Annotated in this window: 3 protein-coding genes; 1 reads left to right on the forward strand and 2 read right to left on the reverse strand. The window is 63.6% G+C overall.

Annotation, left to right across the window (positions count from 1 at the left end):
* Positions 1-22: 22 nt before the first annotated feature.
* Positions 23-433: a hypothetical protein gene (locus AB0H81_RS44800; protein WP_357923024.1), complete on the reverse strand. Its 411-nt coding sequence runs from the start codon at positions 431-433 to the stop codon at positions 23-25.
* 96 nt (positions 434-529) lie between these two features.
* Here AB0H81_RS44800 and AB0H81_RS44805 point away from each other — a divergent pair, with 96 nt between their 5' ends.
* Entirely contained in the window at positions 530-865 is a 336-nt protein-coding gene (locus AB0H81_RS44805; protein WP_357923021.1) for a hypothetical protein, read from the forward strand.
* A 308-nt stretch (positions 866-1,173) separates the two neighbouring features.
* On the opposite strand, the gene AB0H81_RS44810 is transcribed toward AB0H81_RS44805, so the two are convergent.
* A partial coding sequence (locus tag AB0H81_RS44810; protein ID WP_358388719.1) for a hypothetical protein occupies positions 1,174-1,444 on the reverse strand: 271 nt, incomplete at its 5' end.

Consider the following 1,444-nt stretch of genomic DNA (forward strand, 5'->3'; position numbering starts at 1 on the left):
CGCGCCTCACCTTCCGGCCCCCTCACCCCTCCGTCGCGGATGCCTTGGGACGTCCTGCAGGTGCCTGCTGGGTCGGGCGGATCTCGTCGGCGCGGTACCAGACGGTGCCGCCGCGTACGACGTCCTGGCCCCGGCCGTCCTTGCGCATCTCGGGCGGGACAACGCCGACGACGAAGTTCACGAGCTGCACCGGGGTGTAGGGGCTCATCTGCGCGCCGGGATCGTTCGCGGCGGCAACGTTGACCTTGATGACCTCGTGCGAGGCATTGCCGAACTGGTCGCGGAATCCGGCGACGCACTCGATCTGCCACTTGCCGAGACCGTCGCGAGTGCGGTCCTGCTTGTCGCTGCCGAACTCGAGACGCGGTGCGGAGCTGAGGAATGCGATCCCGGTGAACGAAGCGGCCTGGTCGATGACGAAGGTCTGAGGCATGGAACTGATCCTTCCGTGAATTTCTAGTCTCTAGAAATTGAAAACCGTACGTCTACACTCTAGACGTCATCCCTCAATCGTCAAGGAGCAATCGCCATGCCTGACCGTGAGACACCTCCGGAGCTGGAGCAATGGGTCGAGGAACGTGCTGCGCTGCTGGTGAAGACCGCGCGTCGGATCGTGACGAAAGCGGATTCCCGGCAGGGCCAGCCGGTGAGTGAGTGGCTGATTCCGTTGTTGGAAGAGTTCTCTCACGTCGAGCAGATCGGCAAGCGCTCGGTGCATCTGCTGGCGGCCTATGCGCTCCGGAACGGCGTGACCACTCAGACCGAGATAGCGCGCGCGATGGGGTTGACGGTGACGGCCGCAGCGAACCGGGCGTCGTCGCGGATAGCGCGTGAGACCTGGGCGGAGGTCTGGCCGGAGAAGTAGAACGGGGACACACGTCGGCCGGTCGAAAAGGGGGTTCGACCGGCCGTTTTCGTGTTCGCATCATTTTGATGTGCTTCGCGCGGTTCGCATCATGTTGATAGGTCCGCTTCCCCGGGCCTCAATTGTCCAGCTCATACAGGGAAGTCAAGGGGAAGGGCGCCCTTGACTGCCCTTCCTGAGCTTTGGATCTGGCCTATATCGGGGAAGGGTGGAGGGTGGTCCGACCGAGGGTGCAAGAGGTGTACCCCGATCCGGACCGATTCGGCCGGCCTTTTCGGCACACCTCTTCCACCATCCGGAGTCCAGTCCTACAACGGTTCGAGTTCGACCGCGTTCGGTGTGCCCCATTCCTCGGGTGTGTAGACGCCGCTGGCGTTGATTCGGAGCCGAATGAGGGTCCTGAGTAGGCCCTCCCATCCTGAGGCTTCTACGGCCTCCAGAACCGCGACTTCCGCGCCGTCGATTTCGGCGATGCGTCGCCAGGTCCACGGGGTGAGGACCGCGACGGTTTTGCCCTCCATCTCTTCGGCGGCGATCTCTTCGTCGGTGGCCTGGTCTTCGTCGGGCATGAGCTTGGCC

Origin of the sequence: Nonomuraea sp. NPDC050691, assembly GCF_040654455.1 — a bacterium.
In the GTDB taxonomy this organism is placed as follows: domain Bacteria; phylum Actinomycetota; class Actinomycetes; order Streptosporangiales; family Streptosporangiaceae; genus Nonomuraea.

What these genes read in the sequence shown, in the direction of transcription:
- AB0H81_RS44800 (WP_357923024.1), bottom strand. Translation starts at nt 433, where the DNA reads ATGCCTCAGACCTTCGTCATCGACCAGGCCGCTTCGTTCACCGGGATC.
- AB0H81_RS44805 (WP_357923021.1), top strand. Translation starts at nt 530, where the DNA reads ATGCCTGACCGTGAGACACCTCCGGAGCTGGAGCAATGGGTCGAGGAA.